Origin of the sequence: Bowmanella dokdonensis (assembly GCF_017254865.1) — a bacterium.
GTDB lineage: Bacteria > Pseudomonadota > Gammaproteobacteria > Enterobacterales > Alteromonadaceae > Bowmanella > Bowmanella dokdonensis.
Map to the genome: position 1 here is coordinate 1 of NZ_JAFKCV010000009.1, position 17,749 is coordinate 17,749.

A 17,749-nucleotide genomic window follows, 5' to 3' on the forward strand; every position below is an offset into this window, starting at 1 on the left:
GTCCCTCGCAGGTTGGCCCTTGCCATTCGCTAGTAGTTAGCGTTGAATAACAGACAGTTAATCAACGGTGATCTTCCTACAGAGGACTTTCACCTCATTAGTTCATGCCCATGCTGGGCGTACACAAGGCCAGCCAGAAGGACGCTCGCAAGCTCGCGCCTCTGCTGGCAACGTTAGCCAGCGGCGGCAGATAGGCAACAATTTGAGAATGAGGTATGAGTTTTCCCCCAGAACTATTGCCGCACTATACGCCTCGTTTGGTGTTGCGGCGCTTCGATGATACGGATTTGCAGCCTTTTTTAGCATATCGCAATGATCCGGAGGTAGCGCGGTATCAAAGTTGGTCGATGTTCGCGCCTACTGACGCGCAACACTTCATTCGTGAGATGAAGCGCGCCCGTATAGGAGAGCCGGGCGAATGGTTCCAAATTGCTATTGCGGAGCGGCGTACGAATCGGTTGCTGGGAGATATTGGAATGTGTGTGGATGCCCAGAGGCCAACACACATGGAACTTGGTTTTACGCTCGCTTTACCCGCCCAAGGGCAAGGTTACGGGCGCGAAGCGGTACAGGCATGGATTACTCGTACGTTTCAGCACACGGCGATCACGACGATTGTCGGGATCACCGATAGTCGCAATATGCCATCCCGCAAGTTGTTGCAAGCCCTCGGCATGCAGTGGACGCGGACCGATGAGCGCGAGTTCAAAGGTGAGTCCTGTCTGGAAGAGACCTATGCAGTGACTGCGCTGGGCTGGCAGCCCTGAAAAGATTCTGCGCTACGACAATAGGCACATAGTATGAATGCCTTGCTTCGAACGTTAGGTTTAGTTCCCTTTTTTACTCAGCAACTGGCAGACGCCGCCGTATTGCAGGAGCGTGTCGGGCGCGTAATGGCAGTACACAGGTCGGGAAGCACAGTTGCCTGCAATTCGGGCGATCGGGTTGTGGAGCTCTCGTCCGCTTTACGCCGGAAGGTGGCCATTGCTCGACCGACGGTCGGTGACTGGGTCATACTGGATGAATCACTTTCGAGAATTGAAACTGTCCTTGAGCGCAAAAGCCTGTTTAAGCGCCTGGGGGCGGGCGAAAGCAACGAGCTTCAGCCCATCGCTGCGAATATCGATACCCTTTTTATCGTGACTTCGTGCAATGAAGAGTTTAAAGAATCACGGCTGGAGCGGTACCTTGCACTGTGCGCGGAGGCCGGGGCAATGCCAGTCATTATTCTCACCAAGGCTGACCTCGTTGAGGATGCGGAGACTTATGTCCGTCGAGCCCGAAAAACCAAAGCAGGAGTTCCTGTTGAGGCAATTAATGCGCTTGACCCGGCTTCAATCCATCGGCTTCTTGCCTGGATTGACAAGACCTCAACCGTTGCCCTTGTCGGTTCATCCGGTGTGGGAAAGTCGACAATTCTCAATACATTGGCAGGACGTGTCTTGGCTTCTACGGGGGAGATTCGCGACGATGACAAGAAGGGGCGCCACACGACCACACACCGTGAATTGCACCTCCTGCCGTCCGGCGGCCTTCTGATTGATGTCCCGGGTATGCGGGAACTGAGAGTCGCAGATATCGATGGCGCCATTGGTGCCGTTTTCGATGATATCGATACGCTTGCGGCACAGTGCAAGTTTGCTGACTGTCGCCACGAAACGGAGCCGGGTTGCGCGGTGCTACGGGCAATAGAAACAGGCGCGCTCGATAGTCGCCGACTGTCCAATTATAAAAAATTGCTGCGTGAAAATGCTCTGGCGACGGCAAGCCTGGCTGAGAAGCGCGCCCAAGGGCGGGAGTTCGCGAAAATGGTCAAAGAAGTTAAAGCCCTGAAACAAAAAAAGGGTGAACCCTGACATCTGACAGGACCGGCTCTCCTTGTTGGTTGCCAATTAAGCTTGGGAGCGCTCCGGGAAAGGCAGAGTTCTTAACATTCTTTATATGATCCAAATCAGTGTCGGCCTGCTCCGCTTAGGCGAATATTTGCCCTGAACCACTCCGGTCACTGGAGCACAGTCAATGCAAACCCCGCCGATTTTCAATAGTGCCCGTGGCAGTCTGCTCCTGACCATGTTGTTTCACTGGCAGTTAATTAATCCGCTCTGGCCCGATGCGCAGCCCTGGGATACGGTTATTCTCGTTGTCGTGACTATCCTCGTCGTGTGGTGGCACAGGCAGACAATGTTCAGTCGCGAAGGAGCGGTAACCGACGTCGTACCGGTAACTTCCGGCTTGTCAGCAAAGGCAGGGAGGTAGAGGATGGACTATTTCCAAAGGGTCAGTAAAACTTGGCAGCACCATGAGCTTAGCTGCCCCCCGGATTATAAAGAACTGGTGCGCTACGCCACCCTGGCGGCCTCCAGCCATAATACTCAGCCCTGGATATTCAGGCTTGAACCTGATCGCATTGGCATCCTGCCCGACTTTTCCAGGCGCTGTCCGGCTGTGGACCCGGACAATCACCATCTTTTTGCCAGCCTGGGGTGCGCCACCGAGAATCTGTTGCTTGCGGCCCAGGCCGCGGGGCTGGCAGGGCGCTGTCACTTCGATGCGGCAACATCAGGGGTGGTGATTGACTTTGAAAAGGCCACTGCCGTGGAATCTGATCTTTTTAAAGCGATTCCCTTGCGCCAATGCACTCGCGCAGAATATGACGGGGTGCCGCTATCGGCTGCGCAAACACAAAAGCTCCGGGATGCAGCACAGGGAACGGGGGTATCCGTGCTGTTGCTCACCAAGGCTGAACAAAAAGAGCGGGTGACAGAGTACGTCGTTAAAGGCAACGACGCCCAGTTTGGCGACCCGGCATGGTCTGAGGAACTGCTATCCTGGATTAGATTTAACGCCAAAGAAGCGGTGCGCTCGGGCGATGGCCTTTACGGCCCTGTAATGGGGTCACCCGATGTGCCGCGCTGGCTGGGATGGCTGGCGATGAAGGCCATATTCTCCGCTAACAAGCAGAACCACAGAGATCGCCGACATATCCGAAGTTCCTCGGCGATTGCCATTGTTCACTCAGAGGTGGATGACATACCCCATTGGATTGAAGCGGGCCGCTGTTATCAGCGCCTTGCTCTGCAGGCCGCCGCCCTGAATCTGTGCACAGCCTTTATTAATCAGCCGGTGGAGGTGGCCACACTGCGACCTGAATTTGCCCGCGCAATGGGTATTGGTGGGCATCGGCCGGATCTGGTCGTGAGGATCGGCCACGGCCCGGCAATGCCCCGTTCTATCCGCCGGCCGGTTGAGGAGGTGATTGGATGAATACCCTGGCCCTGGTATTGATTATCTTGGCCGGACTGACGCTTTCATTCTGGCGGCTGTTGGATCGCCGGGCTGATCGCCAAGCCATGCATGAACTGGCGCTGAGTCAGCCGGCGCAGCCGGTATCGTTCAGCGCAGAGATGGTGGCCCATCTGCCGGAGCCGGTTCGCCGCTACTTTTTGTACACAATCAGACTGGGTACCCCCCTGTATACCGTCGCCCGCATCAGGATGAAGGGGCGCTTTGGGATGGGTGACAGAGATAAACCTGGCTATCTGGACTTTACGGCCACGCAGGTACTGGCCATGCCCGCAGGATTCGTCTGGCAAATGCGGGCTAAAGGGGGGCTGATGAGACTGTCCGGCTCTGACAGCCATAGCTGGACAAGGTTCTGGCTGATGGGAATATTGCCGGTGGCCCGCCAGGGGGGAGACCCGGACCATACCCGTTCAGCCTTTGGCCGTTATGTTGCAGAGTCGGTATTCTGGACGCCAGGGGCGTTATTGCCCGGTCCGGGAATTAGCTGGGAAAGCAGGGACCCGGATCATGCGCGGGTCACCATTGATTATCGGGGGTTGTCGCAAGCCGTTGATCTTAAGCTGGCATCTGATGGCCAGCCCACAGAAGTCCGGTTTGAACGATGGAGCAATGCCAATCCTCAGAAGCGCCACAGGCTACAACCTTTTGGCGGCTATCTCAGCGAATTCCAAACTTTCGGCGGATTTCGCCTGCCGACTCATGTGGAAGCCGGGAATCATTTTGGCACAGAGCAGTACTTTGCGTTTTTTGTAGCGGACGTGACTGCAGTCGAGTATCCCCATGACTGAAGCCAGGCACGGGTTGACCACACTGAAAGGTTGGGATGACTCGCACCCCTTGCTCGCATTTCCCATGGTCTACCTGGGTTGGGCCTATCTCTTCTGGGCGCCCATGTTGTGGTCCCAAACGTCGGTATGGTCGTTGCCAAATCTGTTATGGTTCCTGATCGGCGGTGCCAGCCCGTTACTGGCGGGCCTGGGACTGGCGGCACTGACAGGCGGTAAGACGCAGGTCCTCGACCTGGTCCGTCGGTTGCTGGACTGGCGGCGTATTCCCGGCCGCTGGTGGTTGACGATCCTGCTTTTCTGGCTTTGTTTTGACCTGATCATGGCTGGCCTGGCCGTTGTGCTGGGAATCACTGACTCGCCCCTGGATGTTCACTGGACTTTGCTTCAAAACCCGGGCCCCTTGTTGTTTCTTCTCCTGCTCTCGTTCGTGTTTCCGGCTATCGAGGAGATAGGCTTGCGTGGCGTCTATCTGGACAGGTTGCAACAGCATTTCGGTCCGGCAACGGCGGGCCTGATCAACGGGGCGGTATGGGCTGCCTGGCACGCGCCATTTGTCTGTTTCCCCGGCTACTATGCCGATATCTCATTCAACCCTGAGCTTTACTGGTGGCTACCGATGATCCTCTGCCAGACCCTGTTGCTCGTCCAGGTCTATAACCAGACAAATCGGAGCATCCTGGCGGTGTTGATCTTTCACGGCATGATGAATTTTACCGGCGAATGGCTTCGAATCTCATCAGACATGTACCCTTTTATGTTGTCCGGCAACGTGCTGGCTGCCGCACTTTTGCTTATTTGGTGGAATAACAAGAAGGTCTGATCTATGTCCTGGATGGTAATACTCACACAGGTTATTTTACCGCTGGTGCTGCTGGCCTGGGTGGCACTTTGTCCTGCGGGCGGATGGCTGGCCCGGGCCCTTCAACTGCTTTCAGTATCGGTGGTACTGCTGGCCATCGGTCTGGTGTTTTTGTGGGTTGTACCGCCGTTTTGGATGCCCTGGGCCTACGGCTTGATACTGTTAATCATTGTGGTTACCCGGCTCATCCGTAAAGGTTTCCCCGGGCCAGGGCTATGGCGGACTTCGACGGTAAACTCAGCCGTGATTCTGGTGGTAGCGGTGCTCGGATTGCCCGGCGGTTACCTGATAGGGCAGGCAGTGACAGGACGGATATTACCCGACGAGACGGTGGTGGACATCGCCAGTCCCTTGCCCTCCGGGCATTATCTGATTGCCCACGGAGGAAGCTCACCAGTGGTCAATGCGCATCTCAAAACCCTGGATCAGGCAGTGGAACGCTTTCGCCCCTGGCGGGGTCAGAGCAAGGCTTTGGACATTTTCAAAATCACCCCGTTTGGGTTTCATAAAACTGGCTGGCAGCCGAGCAATCCGGCCAGATACAGGACCTTTGGCGTGCCCGTCCTCTCTCCATGTAATGGCGAAGTGGCCTTGCTGGCCGATGGGATAAGAGATATGACGGTTCCTCAAATGGACCGCGACCATATGGCCGGCAACTATGTCGCTATCGATTGCGGGGATTTCTTCGTCATTCTCGCCCATTTACGGCAAGGAAGTATTGTCGTAGAGACCGCAGACAAGGTAAAAACCGGTGACCTGCTCGGACAGATGGGCAACTCGGGAAACAGCTCACAACCGCACCTGCATCTGCATGCTCAAAAAGGTCTGCCGCTGGACGCCCCCTTATCTGGCGAGCCGGTGTGGCTCACCATCAACAATCGATTCCTGGTACGTAACAACAGACTTCAGGTTGTTTATTAACAATCACTAAGGACCGTATGGTCCAAGGTTTGCCTTTCGGCAATTGCAGCCGCCGGTGATACTATGCACTTATCTGAGCAGCAATGGATAAATACAGAGTGGGCAAACACAGGCAAGCAGACGGGAAGTCAAGGCAGGGACTGCCCAACAGCGGGCACCTGGATGCCTTTATCGACAACCTGTGGCTGGAAAAGGGCTTAAGTGATAATACCCTGTCGGCTTATCGTTCCGATCTGAGCAAGTTCTGTGAGTTTCTGCTACCCGATGGCACCGTGCTGGATAGCATAGGTTTGCAGGATATCCAGGCTTATCTTGCTCACCGTTATGACGGGGGGCTGTCTGAGCGCAGCACCGCCCGCTTCCTGTCCAGCTTGCGGGCATACTGTGGCTTTCTGATCCGCAATCAGGTCCGTGACGATGATCCGGTGATCCTGTTGCAAAATCCCAAGCTGGGCCGCCCCCTGCCTAAAACCCTCAGCGAAAGCCAAGTCGAAGCCTTGCTGGAGGCCCCTAACCTGGACGACCCTGTGCAACTGCGGGACAAGGCCATGCTGGAAGTGCTTTATGCTACCGGTCTTCGGGTCAGCGAGCTGGTCAGCCTGAGAATGGGCCAGCTCAGCCAGGTCCAGGGAGTAGTGCGGGTGACGGGGAAGGGCAATAAGGAGCGGCTGGTGCCGCTGGGTGAAGTGGCGCTGGAGTGGCTGCAGACTTATCTTCGCCAGGGCCGCGCCATGTTACTTAACCGGCCCACCGATGTGCTGTTCCCATCCAGTCGCGGGCAGCAGATGACCCGGCAGACTTTCTGGCATCGGATCAAACATTACGCCACCATGGCCGATATCAACCGCGCGTCCCTGTCTCCCCATACCCTGCGGCATGCCTTCGCCACCCATTTGCTCAATCACGGCGCCGATTTGCGGGTTGTACAGATGCTGCTGGGTCACTCTGATTTGTCCACCACGCAAATTTACACCCATGTGGCCACCGAACGGCTGCAAAACCTGATTGAACAGCACCACCCCAGGGGGTGAAGAGTGGTAGTCGCAGACTATGCCGAGTGATTTAACATCACTCGGCAAGCGATGAACGCGACAAATTTTTCAGGAAAAAATTTGAACAGCTTCAGCTGGCCCAAAGGGCGCAGAACAGGGATAGTTCGAAGTAACGCAGGAAGTACGAGTTGGAGGAGCTACATCATGGATGTGCGCAAGTCTCACTTGAAGGAACAAATATAGCGCGAAGCTCGACCAGCCCTACTGCAAAGCGGAATCATCTGTCCGCGATACTGAGTCGGTTCAGCCCAGGGGATTGGGCACCTGAAACAGGCTTTCAGGCAAGGGTTGTGGGCGGCCGATGTAGTAGCCCTGTACTTTATTGATGCCAAGACGTTGCAACATAGCCAGTTCCTCCCGGGACTCCACCCCTTCGGCGATCACATCGCAATCCGTGCTCCGGGCAAATGACAAGAGCGCCGATGTGAGCGCCTGACGCCTCTTGTCCTGGTGGATGTTGCGGATCAGGCTGATGTCCAGCTTGATGACGTCGGCCTGCAACTCCAGTATATGCTGAAAACTGGCATAGCCTGCCCCAGCATCGTCCAACGCCACGTGTAATCCTCTATTGCGTAAGGGTTTGATGGCGTCCGACAACTTGCTGTAGTCCTGAATCTGCTCATGCTCTGTGACCTCCAGCACAATATTGTGCTGTTTGTGCTGGTTCAGCAGAGGCTTGAAGAATTCGCAGTTCAGATTGGCCGGCGAGATATTCAGGGCCAGATAACAATCCCTGGGGGCCCGTTCAAATGCTTGCATGGCCTCTTCAATGGCGGCCGCTTCAAGCTGAGTGCCCAGACCAATCTGTGCCGCCTCGCCGAACCATACATCAGGAGTGCGATAGGGTGTACTCCGGAACCTGGAGAGCGCTTCGTACCCGACAATACGATTTTCCCTGAGCGCATAGATGGGCTGGAACAGGATGTTAATCCGGGCCGGTTGCAAGACTTCATTCACGCGTTTGGTCATGGCGGCCAGGGCCCTGGCCGAGGTCATTCTGCTTTCAAGCTGTTTGCCCATGACCTCTGCAAATACCTTCAGGGTTTTCAGATCCCTGGACAGCAACTCATGATGGGCCTGGTGGCTGTAACAACAAAGGGTACCGTAAACTGTCTGATCCTCCAGGACGATGGGCACACCCAGGTAGGCACCAATATCGAGTTGGCGGGTAATGGGCATCCGACCTGTAACGGGATGCCGGCGGGCGTCGGGAATGATCCCTTCCAGGGTGCCATCGGCAATTTTTTTACAGTAGGTGGCCACCAGCTCATCACTCATGCCCTCGCGGACTTGTGTTTCGTTCTCTGTGGTGTCAAGTACGGAAATGTGCCGGCGGTTCCTGTCGAACTCACCCACAAAGGCGACATCCATTTCCAGATGGCGTCGCAGGATGTGCAGCAGGTGCTTGAAGTCGGCTGCGATTTTTTGCTGGTCAGTCTGAGATAAACTGACTGGTGCTGAAGATTTGTCTGGCATGTGAATCGTTCATCCTTCTGATACCCAATGCATCATGGCAATGGGTATACTCCCTTTGGATGAGAATAGAACAGTATTGGCCATCATACTATTTGCTGAGGCAAAACTTCATGAATGCCTGCTTCATGATATCCTTACAGGTATATGATTATGACTGTTAAATTAGATGTAACCTTTGACCCGGTACGCGGGTCTAAAGGGTATCCATATGAAGTATCGGGAGTCTTATGATCCAAAGAATGAAATATTTATGCCTGGTGGCCCTGGCCGCAGTCGCCTCTGTCAGTGCTCAGGCAGACGATCAGTACAAGGAGGTCCGCGACAAACTGGTGGGTACCCTGGGGCTGACGGTTACCACCATTGAACCGGCGCCGGTCCCTGGCCTGCTGCAGGCGCTGACCAACCGGGGCCTGTTCTATGTGACAGAGGACGGCAAGTATCTGTTACACGGCAGGGTCTTCAACCTGGATGCACAAATGCGCAATGAAACAGAGGAAACTCTGGCCAAAGTGCGGTTGGAAGGCCTGAAGGACTTTACCGATTCGGCCATCGAGTTTAAGGCTGACAAGGAAAAGTACAAGGTGACTGTTTTTACCGATACCACCTGCGGTTACTGTCGCAAACTGCATTCGCAAATTGATGAGTATAACGATCTGGGTATTACCGTGCGTTACTTGGCGTTTCCCCGGGGAGGGGTGGGTAGCGAAGGATTTTCCGAGCTGATGTCGGTCTGGTGTGCCAATAATCCGCAGAAGGCCTTGACCGATGCCAAGGCAGGCATGAATCTACCCAGCCGCACCTGCCAGACCAAGGTCAGCCAGCAGTACAATTTTGGCCAGCAGATTGGGATCCAGGGCACCCCGGCCATCATTCTGGATGACGGCTCCCTGATCCCGGGCTACCAGCCGCCCCAGGATCTTAAAAACCTGCTGGATGATATCCATTCCTGATCCGGCTTCGAGTCAGTATAATCAACAGGCCAGCCAGAACGCTGGCCTTATTTTTTGCAGAAAGATGACAGATGCTCAATATCAGGCAACGTACCACTCAGCCATGGCAAATCCCCAGCCTTGATCTGCACCCCAGGTTGCAGCAGATCTATTCGGCGCGTGGCATTCGCAGTGAGGAAGAGCTGGAGCGCAGTACCCACGCTCTCCTGCATTACCAGAAGCTGAAGGGGATGCCCGAGGCCGTGCAATTGCTGGCCGGGGCACTCAAGGATGGACGCAAGTTGATGATTATCGGCGACTTTGACGCCGATGGCGCCACCAGCACAGCCTTGTGCATGCTGGCCCTGAGGAGTATGGGCGCCGAAGCACTGGACTATCTGGTGCCCAACCGTTTCGATTTCGGCTATGGACTGAGTCCGGAGATTGTCGAACTCGCCCATCAGCAAGGGGCCGAGTTGCTGATTACGGTGGATAATGGCATTGCCTGTCTGGCGGGGGCAGCGAGGACTAAAGAACTGGGCATGCAACTGTTGATTACAGATCATCACCTGCCCGCCAGCTCATTGCCGCCAGCCGATGCTATCGTCAATCCCAATCTTAATGACTGCCCCTTCCCGTCCAAAAACCTGGCTGGGGTGGGCGTCGCCTTTTACCTGATGCTGGCACTGTGCCGGCATCTGCAAAAGAACGGTTGGTTTACCAGTCGGGACCTGCCGGTGCCCAATCTGACCGAATTGCTGGATCTGGTGGCCCTGGGAACAGTGGCCGATGTGGTCAGGCTGGATCAGAACAACCGTGTGCTGGTTCATCAGGGACTGCAACGGATCCGCAGCGGACAATGCCGGCCAGGTATACGGGCGTTGATTGAGGTGGCAGGCAGAGACTGTGCACAAATGGTTGCCTCTGACCTGGGTTTTGTCCTCGGCCCCAGGCTCAATGCGGCAGGTCGGCTCGATGACATGGCTATGGGCATAGAATGCCTGCTGGCCGGGGAGGAGACCCGGGCCAGGCAAATAGCCGTGCAACTGGACAGCCTCAACCGGGAGCGGCGCGAAATAGAAAGCGGTATGCAGGCAGAGGCAATGCGAACCCTGGAACAACTGAGCCTGGATGAAAGCGCGTTGCCCCCTGGCTTGGTGCTGTATCAACCGGACTGGCATCAGGGCGTCATCGGCATACTTGCCGGACGCATTAAAGAGCGGTATTTCCGTCCGACTATAGCCTTTGCCCACCAGGACGAACAAATTGTCAAAGGTTCGGCCCGCTCTATCCCCGGCCTGCATATCCGTGATTTACTGGAAGAAATCAACAGCCGGTACCCCGGCATTATCGACAAGTTCGGCGGCCATGCCATGGCGGCGGGCCTGTCGCTGAGGGTGGACAAATTACCGGCCTTCGAGACTGTGTTTGCCCAGATTGCCGAAGAATGGTTGAAGGACAGGCCCCTGCAAGGGGAGATCTGGTCAGACGGCATGCTGAGCGAGACGGAGTTGAGCCTGGACTTTGCCCACCTGCTTAAGCAGGCCGGCCCCTGGGGACAAGGGTTTGAGGAACCCTTGTTCGATGGCGAATTTGAACTGCTGGAGCAGCGCCTGGTCGGCGAGAAACATCTGAAGATGATGCTGCGGGGGCCAGGTGAAAAACTGGTGGATGCCATTGCCTTCAACGTGGATCTCAAGCAATGGCCGAATCGCCAGGTCCGTCAGGTGCGCATGGCGTATCGTCTGGATATCAACCAGTTTCGGGGCAAGATTTCTTTGCAGCTATTGGTGGAGGGCATTGCGCCGCTCTGAAGGCAGAGACTGGCGCAGGGCGACCAGTTGCTGTTCAAAGGGACTGGCGTATTCAGGGCGCTTGAGGATCCTGACCATTTCATTCGTGAGCCGGGCGCTCAACCGGATGACCTGTTCATATTCCTGACCGGACCGGCTGGCAAGAATCTGTGCGATCTTGTAGATATCTTTCAGGCAGCAGTCATTGATATCCTGATTGTACAGACGGGACAGATATTTGATGGATTCGGCGCTGGAGGTCTTGGCGCTGCCGTATTCTGTGGCTTTAAGGTCGGAAATTTTACCTCTGAGCAGCAGGGTTCTATCCTTCACATCTTGCATCAGCGTCAGGGCATGGTCGGCCAGCACGGGGTTAACCTCCTGCAGGCGCAGCTCCAGTTGTGAAAGTTGCGGCAGTTCCAGTCCCCGGATATCGGCCCTGCGATAGACTTGCCTGGCTTCCTGCAGCAATTCGTGCCCGTACAGGATGCTGCCGATATGTTGTTTGGGAGCCCTGAATGCCTCTTCAGTCAGTTGAAGACTGGCTTTGTCCAGCCACACGCCCGCTTCGTCATGGGCACGCTGGAGTCGGAGCATGGATTCTGTCTGTTCCGGTTCGCTTTCGCAGCCGGCCAGCAAAGCCAGAAGGAAGATGAGAGTGAGAGGTTTCAATTTGTTCCAGCCTTGGACTGCACCGTTTCCTGGCTTGAGCATAAGGTGGATTCTTTTTTAATACAAGCGGACAGAAAACAGAGGTAGGCATGAAAGCGCAGACCAGGAAATGGCTGGAGAAACACCCCAATCTGGTGCATTCGGAGAATATTAAAGTCGTTTCCCATGTACAGCGTGAGGAAGGCGACTGGTTGGTCAACAGCCTGATGCTGGAGGACGTGGACGTGCCGTTCAAGTTTAAACGCAAGCGGCGCTATAAAAGCCTGCAGGGAGCCCGGGTCAATGTCACCTATTATCCGGACACCGAAGTGGTGGCGGGGATGGAATTCGAATATATGAAAATTGTCCGTATCCGCCAGGCATGAGGGGCTCAGCCGGTCTCTGGCCGGCCCCTTACCACACGTTAGCCAGACTATGGGGATCCGGCCAACAACTGTTATCATAGCCAGCCTGTTTAACTGCCCGTTGGGGCCCATGCCAAACCCAGATCAGTCCGCTTTTGTGCTGCACCGTCGCCCTTACCGGGAGACCAGCTTCCTGGTGGAGGTATTCGGTCGCGAGAAGGGACGTCAGAGTTTTGTTGCCAGGGGGGTCAGAAACAGTAAGAGTGCCAACCGCAGCCTGCTGCAACCTTTTACGCCACTCCAGCTCAGTTTGAGCGGCCGCCATGAGCTGAAGAATCTCAGTCAGGTGGAAGCCCTGGGCTCTGCCATGCCGCTGGCCGGAAACGGGCTTTTCTCTGCTCTATATCTCAACGAGTTGTTGCTGCGTTTGCTGCCTGCGGAGATGCCATTCGAAAGTCTGTTCGATGCTTACCTGGCTGCGCTGAGAGCCCTGGCCGCAGGCGCGGCGCTGGAGCCTCTGCTGCGGACTTACGAACTGCTGCTGCTGAGCGAGTTGGGCTATGAGCTGGATTTTTGTCATGATTGCCACAGCGGTCAGCCCATCGCGCCAGAGGCGTTTTATGCGCTGGCCGCGGAGCAGGGGTTCTTTGCTCTGGCCAGGGAGGTGGCGAGTCAGAATTGTTTTCGTGGCCAGGATTTGCTGGATATTCAGGGCGGTGCCTGGCACAAGGGGTCATTGCGGGCGGCCAAACTGATCAACCGGCAGGCCCTGAAGCCTTTGCTGGGTGACAGACCACTGAAAAGCCGTGAGCTGTTTTTGCGTTCATAATGCCGGTTGGAATACTGAAACTGGTATAAGGAGTTTTGATGAGAGACATTTTTCTGGGGGTCAACATCGACCATGTGGCCACGCTCAGGAATGCCCGGGGCACCGCTTACCCCGATCCTGTCCATGCCGCTGAAATTGCCGAGCGGGCCGGCGCCGACGGTATCACCATTCATCTGCGGGAAGACAGGCGACATATTATCGACCGCGACGTGGAGATCCTGCGCCAGACCATTCAGACCCGCATGAATCTGGAAATGGCCGTTACCGAAGAAATGCTGGTCATTGCATCACGAATCAAACCCCAATTCTGCTGCCTGGTACCGGAAAAGCGCGAAGAGCTGACCACTGAAGGCGGCCTGGATGTGGCCGGACAGCAGCATAAAATCCGGCTCGCTTGCGGGCGGCTGGCCGCCGAAGGCATTGAAGTCTCGCTGTTTATCGACGCAGATAAACGCCAGATAGAAGCGGCCGCCGAGTCCGGCGCCGGCTACATAGAAATCCACACGGGCCAGTACGCCGAGGCACACAATGAGTCAGAACAGCAGGCCGAACTGGCCAGGATCATTGAAGGGGTGAAGTATGCCCATGGACTGGGGCTGAAGGTCAATGCCGGTCACGGTCTCACTTACCATAACGTCAAACCTGTGGCCGCCATTGCTGAGATTGTCGAGCTGAACATCGGCCACGCCATAGTGGGGCGGGCCGTATTTGACGGGCTGGCCAAAGCGGTGGCGGATATGAAGCGTCTGATGCTGGAAGCAAGAGGGTGAAGACTAAGGCGTCAGGAGTGGAAAGATCAACGCCTTACACCTTTCTCGTCACGCCTCACTTGCGAGGTTAAGCATGGCGATAATTGGTATAGGTACGGATATTGTGGAAATTGCCCGCATTCAGGTGCAACTGGACAAGTCATTGCGTCTGGCAGAGCGGGTGCTGACAGAAAATGAGCTGATGGAGTTTGAAAAGCAGAAATTCAAAGCCCGTTTCCTGGCTAAGCGTTTTGCCGCCAAGGAAGCCATGGTCAAGGCTGCCGGGTGCGGCATCGGCCAGGGCATCGGCTTTACGCAGATGGAGATCCGGCATTTCGACAGCGGTCAGCCTTACCTGTTCCTCAGTGGCAATCTGCTGACGCATTGTCAGTCAATGGGCATGACCTCCAGCTACATCAGTATTGCCGATGAACAGCGTTATGCTGTGGCTACTGTGGTCCTGGAGAGGGGCTGAGTATGGTGCAGATCTACCGTTCATCCCGTAAACCCAAAAAGACACACGCCGGCCAGAACCTGACATTGACTATTGATGATATGGAGCATGGCGGCCTTGGGGTTTGCCGTAGCCATCAGCCCGTCGTGTTTGTGGAAGGTGCCTTGCCGGGGGAAACAGTAAAGGTACGGGTGACCGATCAGAAAAGCCGGGCCTGGCAGGCCGTCGCGACACAGGTGCTGCAGCCGAGTCCGGAACGTACTGTGCCCTTTTGTCCGCACATTCAGACCTGCGGAGGCTGTCAGAATCAGCATATTGGCCAGTCTGATCTGCTCAGGTACAAACAACGGGCGGTGGATGCCCTGCTAAGGCGTCTGGCGGGACTGGAGAATATCAACTGGCAACCGGCACTGCATGGAGAGGATCGTCGCTACCGGCGCAAGGCCAGGCTGGCAGTGGACGCCCAGAAGAAGGGACAGGTGCGGGTGGGATTTCGCGGTAAGGGTTCGGATCAGGTGATCACTATCCGCGAATGCCAGATCCTGACCGCTCCATTGCAAGCCCTGTTGCCGGATTTTCTGGCCCTGATCAAGGGTCTGCGAACCGTAAAGCACATTGGTCATATCGGCCTGCTGGATGCTGACAATCAGACTCAGGTGTGCCTGCGGATCACCGCCGGCCTGCACCCACAGGATCGAACGCAACTTTCGGCTTTTGCCGTTCTGCATCGATGCAACCTGTTGTTGGAAACGAGCAGGGGACAGTTTGAGCTGCTGCATGGAACGGAACAGCAGGCCCGGTATCAGTTACCCGGGGATATCAGTGTTGAGGTGGCGCCGAACGACTTTATCCAGGTTAACGGTCCCATGAACCAGTCGATGATCGCCCAGGCTATCGAATGGCTGGGGATTGAAGCAGGCGATCAGGTGCTGGATTTTTTCTGCGGAGTGGGCAATTTCAGTCTGCCCATGGCTAGGCAGGGTGCCAGGGTGCTGGGATTTGAAGGCATGCCAGAGATGGTGCAAAGGGCCACCGAGAATGCCCGTTCCAATGGGTTGGGCAACGTACATTTTATGGCGGCCGATCTGAGCGATGAGCATGCCCTGAAGTCCTGTCTTTCAGAGGGGACGGAGGCCACGCAAGCCAATAAGGTATTGCTGGATCCGGCCAGGGCCGGAGCACAGGAACTGATGCCGTTTCTGCATAAACTCCAGCCACAGAAGATCCTCTATGTGTCCTGCAACCCGGCAACCTTTGCAAGGGACGCGGCGCCCCTGGTTGAGAAAGGCTGGCAACTGGATAGAATAGCCCTGATGGATATGTTCCCCAATACGGCCCATACGGAATTGATGGCGCTTTTCTGCAATCCCTCTCAAGTCCGATGAACCGCTAGGAGGACCCTCAGCTCATGGTTTCCATTCGCAAGGTGCACAAACAGACAGTGGCGTTTCCAGACTGGCTGGCGTCTCTGAATCTGCCTTCCGACACTGCAGCCAAGCTCAGTGTGCTGAATCAACGTCATGGCTGTTCCCTGGTGGGACGGGAAATGGTCGAAATTCTGCACGAGCTGCACATGGATGATGAGACACTGCAGACGGCCCTGATGCTGCCTGTTTTGGAACAACAGGGTTGGGATGAAGAGAAGATTAAGGAACAGTTTGGCGAGGCTATTTGGCATCTGGTGGAAGGGGTCAGACGCATGGACGCCATTCGCACCCTGCACAACAACAAGCAGGCCCGTACGGATGAAGCCCAGATCGACAACCTGCGCCGAATGTTGCTGGCCATGGTGGAAGATGTTCGCGCAGTGGTGATCAAGCTGGCTGAACGGATTTGCACCCTGCGTGAAGTAAAAAATGCCGATGAAGAAACCCGGGTGCTGGTGGCCAGGGAATGCGCCAGTATCTACGCGCCGCTGGCAAACAGGTTGGGCATAGGCCAGCTCAAGTGGGAACTGGAGGACATGTCCTTTCGCTACCTGCATCCTGAGACCTACAGGCAGATAGCCGGTTTGCTGGATGAAAGACGGGAGGACAGGGAGCTGTACATCCAGGATTTTGTCGCTAACCTGCAGAAGCAGCTTAAGGAACAACAAATTCGCGCCGAGGTCTACGGCCGGCCCAAACATATCTACAGCATCTGGAAGAAGATGCAGAAAAAACACCTTGGTTTCGAGGAACTGTTCGACATCCGGGCAGTGCGTATCATTGCCGAGCGCTTACAGGATTGCTATGGCGCGCTCGGCATCGTACATGCCAACTGGAAACATATTCCCCGCGAATTCGACGATTACATTGCCACCCCCAAACCCAATGGCTATCAGTCTATCCATACGGTCGTCGTGGGACCAAAGGGCAAAGCGGTGGAGATACAGATCCGTACCCAGCAGATGCATCAGGATGCCGAACTGGGGGTTGCCGCTCACTGGAAATACAAGGAAGGCAGCCCGGGTGGCCGGAGCGGTTATGAAGACAAGATTAACTGGCTGCGGAAAATACTGCAGTGGCAGGAAGAGATGGCCGAGTCTGGTGATCTGGTGGAAGAACTGCGCAGCCAGGTATTTGATGACAGGGTCTATGTATTTACCCCCAAAGGTGATGTGGTGGATCTGCCGCTTGGCTCCACGCCGCTGGATTTTGCTTACTATATCCACAGCAATGTAGGGCACCGTTGCATTGGGGCCAAAGTCTTTGGCCGTATCGTGCCTTTTACCTATCCCCTGCAGACCGGGGATCAGGTGGAGATCCTGACCGGCAAGCAGCCTAACCCAAGCCGGGACTGGATGAACCCCCATCTGGGCTATGTGCATTCTTCGCGGGCCAGGGCCAAGATCCATACCTGGTTCAAGAAGCTGGACAGGGACAAGAACCTGCAGGCCGGCAGGGAAACGCTGGAAAAAGAACTGCAGCGCAGCAATATTCCACTCAAGGACGCCGTCGCCGCCTGCGAGAAGTTTAACCTGAGTAGCCTGGATGACTTGTTCGTGGCTATAGGTGGAGGCGATGTACGTCTTTACCAGGTGGTGAATTATCTGCAGCAGCGACATGCCCCGCCGCCGGAGAGGGATCCGCGCATCAAGAAAAGGACCGGCATAGCAGCCGGCAAAGATGCGGTGGTCGTGGAAGGCGTGGGTAACCTGATGAGCCAACTGGCCGGGTGTTGTCAGCCCCTGCCTGGAGATCCCATCCAGGGCTTTATCACCCAGGGACGGGGAGTCAGCGTGCACCGGGAAGACTGTGAACAGCTCGCTCATCTGATGCAGGAGCATCCAGAGCGAGGTATTGAGGTCAATTGGGCCAGTTCCCGCGCCCCTTCTTTCGAATCCAGGGTGGAGATCCACTGTGCTGACCGTGACGGCATACTACGGGACATCACCACCGTACTGGCCAATGACAAGATTGGCCTGTTAGGCGTCAACAGCCAGAGTAACAGCAAAGAGCATACGGCACGTATTACCCTGACTCTGGAAGTGAAAGATCTCAACAGCCTGTCAAAGATCATCGCCCGGCTGAAAACCGTCAACGGTGTGGCCGAGGTGCGGCGCACCGAGCATTGATAGATCCATACGTAGAGGAATCGT

At 55.7% G+C, this 17,749-nt stretch carries 18 protein-coding genes; 16 read left to right on the top strand and 2 right to left on the bottom strand.

Annotation, left to right across the window (positions count from 1 at the left end):
• Positions 1–215 precede the first annotated feature (215 nt).
• The 8 genes from J0A66_RS14890 (at position 216) to xerD (ending at position 6,902) form a co-directional block, all read left to right on the top strand.
• The gene (locus tag J0A66_RS14890; RefSeq protein ID WP_206574635.1) at positions 216–767 is read left to right on the top strand and encodes a GNAT family N-acetyltransferase; all 552 of its coding nucleotides are present in this window, start codon (positions 216–218) and stop codon (positions 765–767) included.
• Positions 768–800: 33 nt separating this feature from the next.
• Positions 801–1,856 carry a ribosome small subunit-dependent GTPase A gene (gene rsgA, locus J0A66_RS14895; RefSeq protein WP_206574636.1) on the top strand — a complete coding sequence of 352 codons (1,056 nt, stop codon included), beginning with the start codon at positions 801–803 and terminating at the stop codon, positions 1,854–1,856.
• Between the two features lie 163 nt (positions 1,857–2,019).
• Positions 2,020–2,256 (top strand): hypothetical protein, encoded by a 237-nt coding sequence (locus tag J0A66_RS14900; RefSeq protein WP_206574637.1) that lies wholly within the window; start codon positions 2,020–2,022, stop codon positions 2,254–2,256.
• Between the two features lie 3 nt (positions 2,257–2,259).
• Entirely contained in the window at positions 2,260–3,264 is a 1,005-nt protein-coding gene (locus tag J0A66_RS14905; RefSeq protein ID WP_206574638.1) for an Acg family FMN-binding oxidoreductase, read from the top strand.
• Entirely contained in the window at positions 3,261–4,091 is an 831-nt protein-coding gene (locus J0A66_RS14910; protein ID WP_206574639.1) for a DUF6544 family protein, read from the top strand. Before J0A66_RS14905 ends, J0A66_RS14910 begins: the two co-directional genes overlap by 4 nt.
• Complete coding sequence (locus tag J0A66_RS14915; protein WP_206574640.1) at positions 4,084–4,911, top strand: CPBP family intramembrane glutamic endopeptidase; 828 nt, start codon at positions 4,084–4,086, stop codon at positions 4,909–4,911. The genes J0A66_RS14910 and J0A66_RS14915 overlap by 8 nt, the downstream gene beginning before the upstream one ends.
• 3 nt (positions 4,912–4,914) lie before the next feature.
• Positions 4,915–5,871 (top strand): M23 family metallopeptidase, encoded by a 957-nt coding sequence (locus tag J0A66_RS14920; protein ID WP_206574641.1) that lies wholly within the window; start codon positions 4,915–4,917, stop codon positions 5,869–5,871.
• Between the two features lie 83 nt (positions 5,872–5,954).
• Positions 5,955–6,902, top strand: coding sequence for a site-specific tyrosine recombinase XerD (gene xerD / locus J0A66_RS14925; RefSeq protein ID WP_206574642.1), 948 nt, complete (start codon positions 5,955–5,957; stop codon positions 6,900–6,902).
• A gap of 264 nt (positions 6,903–7,166) precedes the next feature.
• On the opposite strand, the gene J0A66_RS14930 is transcribed toward xerD, so the two are convergent.
• The gene (locus tag J0A66_RS14930) at positions 7,167–8,399 is read right to left on the bottom strand and encodes a sensor domain-containing phosphodiesterase (RefSeq protein WP_206574643.1); all 1,233 of its coding nucleotides are present in this window, start codon (positions 8,397–8,399) and stop codon (positions 7,167–7,169) included.
• A 239-nt stretch (positions 8,400–8,638) separates the two neighbouring features.
• Here J0A66_RS14930 and dsbC point away from each other — a divergent pair, with 239 nt between their 5' ends.
• Together dsbC and recJ are read left to right on the top strand one after the other, a co-directional pair.
• Positions 8,639–9,349 carry a bifunctional protein-disulfide isomerase/oxidoreductase DsbC gene (gene dsbC / locus J0A66_RS14935; protein WP_206574644.1) on the top strand — a complete coding sequence of 237 codons (711 nt, stop codon included), beginning with the start codon at positions 8,639–8,641 and terminating at the stop codon, positions 9,347–9,349.
• A gap of 71 nt (positions 9,350–9,420) precedes the next feature.
• Positions 9,421–11,142, top strand: a complete 1,722-nt coding sequence (recJ, locus tag J0A66_RS14940) for a single-stranded-DNA-specific exonuclease RecJ (RefSeq protein WP_206574645.1) — start codon at positions 9,421–9,423, stop codon at positions 11,140–11,142.
• Here the strand turns inward: recJ and J0A66_RS14945 are convergent.
• Complete coding sequence (locus J0A66_RS14945) at positions 11,113–11,793, bottom strand: hypothetical protein (RefSeq protein ID WP_206574646.1); 681 nt, start codon at positions 11,791–11,793, stop codon at positions 11,113–11,115. The genes recJ and J0A66_RS14945 overlap by 30 nt on opposite strands.
• An 89-nt stretch (positions 11,794–11,882) precedes the next feature.
• On the opposite strand from J0A66_RS14945, the gene J0A66_RS14950 reads away from it, so the two are divergent.
• From J0A66_RS14950 to relA, 6 genes are all read left to right on the top strand, one after another.
• Complete coding sequence (locus tag J0A66_RS14950; RefSeq protein ID WP_206574647.1) at positions 11,883–12,158, top strand: hypothetical protein; 276 nt, start codon at positions 11,883–11,885, stop codon at positions 12,156–12,158.
• A 109-nt stretch (positions 12,159–12,267) separates the two neighbouring features.
• Positions 12,268–12,966, top strand: a complete 699-nt coding sequence (gene recO, locus J0A66_RS14955) for a DNA repair protein RecO (protein WP_206574648.1) — start codon at positions 12,268–12,270, stop codon at positions 12,964–12,966.
• A gap of 38 nt (positions 12,967–13,004) precedes the next feature.
• Entirely contained in the window at positions 13,005–13,736 is a 732-nt protein-coding gene (pdxJ, locus tag J0A66_RS14960; RefSeq protein ID WP_206574649.1) for a pyridoxine 5'-phosphate synthase, read from the top strand.
• Positions 13,737–13,809: 73 nt separating this feature from the next.
• Positions 13,810–14,190, top strand: coding sequence for a holo-ACP synthase (gene acpS / locus J0A66_RS14965; protein ID WP_206574650.1), 381 nt, complete (start codon positions 13,810–13,812; stop codon positions 14,188–14,190).
• 2 nt (positions 14,191–14,192) lie between these two features.
• Complete coding sequence (gene rlmD, locus J0A66_RS14970; protein ID WP_206574651.1) at positions 14,193–15,554, top strand: 23S rRNA (uracil(1939)-C(5))-methyltransferase RlmD; 1,362 nt, start codon at positions 14,193–14,195, stop codon at positions 15,552–15,554.
• Between the two features lie 23 nt (positions 15,555–15,577).
• Positions 15,578–17,725 carry a GTP diphosphokinase gene (relA, locus tag J0A66_RS14975; protein ID WP_206574652.1) on the top strand — a complete coding sequence of 716 codons (2,148 nt, stop codon included), beginning with the start codon at positions 15,578–15,580 and terminating at the stop codon, positions 17,723–17,725.
• Positions 17,726–17,749: the final 24 nt, after the last annotated feature.

What these genes read in the sequence shown, in the direction of transcription:
- relA (WP_206574652.1), top strand. Translation starts at nt 15,578, where the DNA reads ATGGTTTCCATTCGCAAGGTGCACAAACAGACAGTGGCGTTTCCAGAC.
- J0A66_RS14915 (WP_206574640.1), top strand. Translation starts at nt 4,084, where the DNA reads ATGACTGAAGCCAGGCACGGGTTGACCACACTGAAAGGTTGGGATGAC.
- J0A66_RS14900 (WP_206574637.1), top strand. Translation starts at nt 2,020, where the DNA reads ATGCAAACCCCGCCGATTTTCAATAGTGCCCGTGGCAGTCTGCTCCTG.
- J0A66_RS14920 (WP_206574641.1), top strand. Translation starts at nt 4,915, where the DNA reads ATGTCCTGGATGGTAATACTCACACAGGTTATTTTACCGCTGGTGCTG.
- J0A66_RS14910 (WP_206574639.1), top strand. Translation starts at nt 3,261, where the DNA reads ATGAATACCCTGGCCCTGGTATTGATTATCTTGGCCGGACTGACGCTT.
- recO (WP_206574648.1), top strand. Translation starts at nt 12,268, where the DNA reads ATGCCAAACCCAGATCAGTCCGCTTTTGTGCTGCACCGTCGCCCTTAC.
- pdxJ (WP_206574649.1), top strand. Translation starts at nt 13,005, where the DNA reads ATGAGAGACATTTTTCTGGGGGTCAACATCGACCATGTGGCCACGCTC.
- acpS (WP_206574650.1), top strand. Translation starts at nt 13,810, where the DNA reads ATGGCGATAATTGGTATAGGTACGGATATTGTGGAAATTGCCCGCATT.
- dsbC (WP_206574644.1), top strand. Translation starts at nt 8,639, where the DNA reads ATGAAATATTTATGCCTGGTGGCCCTGGCCGCAGTCGCCTCTGTCAGT.
- J0A66_RS14950 (WP_206574647.1), top strand. Translation starts at nt 11,883, where the DNA reads ATGAAAGCGCAGACCAGGAAATGGCTGGAGAAACACCCCAATCTGGTG.
- J0A66_RS14890 (WP_206574635.1), top strand. Translation starts at nt 216, where the DNA reads ATGAGTTTTCCCCCAGAACTATTGCCGCACTATACGCCTCGTTTGGTG.
- xerD (WP_206574642.1), top strand. Translation starts at nt 5,955, where the DNA reads ATGGATAAATACAGAGTGGGCAAACACAGGCAAGCAGACGGGAAGTCA.
- rsgA (WP_206574636.1), top strand. Translation starts at nt 801, where the DNA reads ATGAATGCCTTGCTTCGAACGTTAGGTTTAGTTCCCTTTTTTACTCAG.
- J0A66_RS14905 (WP_206574638.1), top strand. Translation starts at nt 2,260, where the DNA reads ATGGACTATTTCCAAAGGGTCAGTAAAACTTGGCAGCACCATGAGCTT.
- rlmD (WP_206574651.1), top strand. Translation starts at nt 14,193, where the DNA reads ATGGTGCAGATCTACCGTTCATCCCGTAAACCCAAAAAGACACACGCC.
- recJ (WP_206574645.1), top strand. Translation starts at nt 9,421, where the DNA reads ATGCTCAATATCAGGCAACGTACCACTCAGCCATGGCAAATCCCCAGC.
- J0A66_RS14930 (WP_206574643.1), bottom strand. Translation starts at nt 8,399, where the DNA reads ATGCCAGACAAATCTTCAGCACCAGTCAGTTTATCTCAGACTGACCAG.